Annotated in this window: 2 protein-coding genes; both read right to left on the bottom strand. The window is 46.8% G+C overall.

The window, feature by feature from the left end:
- On the bottom strand, positions 1 to 205 hold a 205-nt coding region (locus tag AC2VLY_RS07325), incomplete at its 3' end, for a DeoR family transcriptional regulator (RefSeq protein WP_486922026.1).
- Between the two features lie 36 nt (positions 206 to 241).
- Positions 242 to 565: an L-rhamnose mutarotase gene (locus AC2VLY_RS07320; protein ID WP_486922025.1), complete on the bottom strand. Its 324-nt coding sequence runs from the start codon at positions 563 to 565 to the stop codon at positions 242 to 244.
- Positions 566 to 1,264 lie beyond the last annotated feature (699 nt).

The following is a 1,264-nucleotide window of genomic DNA, read 5'->3' as shown; positions in this document are numbered from 1 at the left end:
GATAAGGAATTTCGCTGTGGTCTTCCTCAATGCGCACGGCCCCGCCATGACTTCTGCGAATTTTCCCATCGCCTTCTAGATTGTCCAGGTCGCGCCGTACCGTTTCCTCGGTCACATCAAAGAGTTGGCTGAGCTCTTTGACACGCATGCTTCCCTTAGTATTGATGAGTTGTAAAATTGCCTTGTGTCGTTCGGCTGGAAGCATCCACACATCCCGTCCTTTATCGTTTCCTCTAATTCTCTAATCGTTCGCAGTGGACTTAAAAAAGAATACTTCCTCTAAGGGTTGCATGGTCATACCAAACGCATTCGGAATGAGAATGTCTGACATGAACTGTTGCCATCGGATGTTTGCAAAATGGGCATTTAAGCTCTCAAAAACCTCCGCAACATTCGGGGCCTCGATATATGCAAACAATGTGTTTCCGTCCATGAATATACTATAGGTTCTAATCCCGTGCTCCTCAAATGCATGCAACAAATCTTGATGCACGGCAAGGTGCCGCTTCCTGTATTCTTCTTCACTACCTGGGCGTATCGTGAGCTTGAATCCAGCTCGGTCCACGAGGAACCACCTTCTCTCTTTCTGTTTGCCCGCTCCTCTTTGCTGTCACCTCAAGACGGAGTGTGCGGGGGCATGCGAAGGCGAGATTTGTTCAAGGTATTCTTTGTCCAAGAATTAATTGTGTTAACCTTTGAATTCTTTGGTTTATCTCTGTTATAGTAACTATGCCTGATTCTTTTTGACGTGTCAAACACGGCCTGACACGCCTTGTCGCTGGATGATTTAAACGCCTTGAGCGGGCTTTTCAAACGTCTGACGAGTGCAACAAAGATGGGTAAAGGAGCGCTCCAGACATGGAATCTTACGCTGTGTTTCAGGAGACCGTAGCTCCCTTTCGGGCGCGGTGATGGGCGTTGAGAAAAACCCTAGCGGTTGACGTGCAAGTCGGTCAGAGGTCGTCAAAAAGTCACCTACCCGTGCAGGTTAATTTCAAAGAAAAAAATAAACAAAGCAAATATATCTATCATTATCAAAGGTTTTAGGTGTATCATTTATAACGAATGGGTTTGTTGGCTGGAGGTGACACGAGATGTTGAACTTGCTCGCTGTGGATTTAGGTGCCTCCTCCGGAAGAGTCATGCATGCCGCGTTCGATGGGCATTCTGTGACACTGCACGAAGTTCGCCGATTTCCCAACCATCCTCTGAGACTAGGGCATCGCATCTATTGGAACATCTATTCTCTGTATCAAGAAATGAA

Source organism: Acidithiobacillus sp. TH-A36 (assembly GCF_057473445.1).
This window is presented reverse-complemented; position numbering and strand designations above follow the sequence as displayed.